The organism is Bacillus sp. SD075, from assembly GCF_017355165.1.
Taxonomy (GTDB): Bacteria; Bacillota; Bacilli; order Bacillales; family DSM-1321; genus Peribacillus.
In genome coordinates this window covers 1-307 of the sequence record NZ_JADILK010000123.1, presented here as the reverse complement: position 1 = coordinate 307, position 307 = coordinate 1, and the positions used below count along the sequence as shown (strand labels likewise).

General features: G+C 39.7%; 1 pseudogene. It reads left to right on the top strand.

Features of this window, described 5'->3' with window-relative positions:
* Positions 1–307 (top strand): annotated as a pseudogene (locus IOC57_RS25550) (IS110 family transposase); the annotation flags it as partial.

Genomic DNA, 307 nt, shown 5'->3' with positions numbered 1-307 from the left:
CTCAGAGCAGAATCGCATTCACAAAATTCTTCAAGATGCTAATATCAAACTAACATCCGTTCTATCAGACATTTTCGGTGTATCGGGACGCCGTATCCTTGAAGCGATTCTAAACGGTGAAAAAATAGAGACCGATGGTCTTCGAAAAATGGTGGATTGGCGAACAAAAGCAAGTATTACTGACATTGCCCATGCAATTAATGGTCGTATTCGCCGTCATCATCGTGATATGTTGCGTTACCATTGGGAGCATATGGAGTATTTAGAAAAAGCCATAGAAGAATTGGAAAAACAAATTGATCAACTC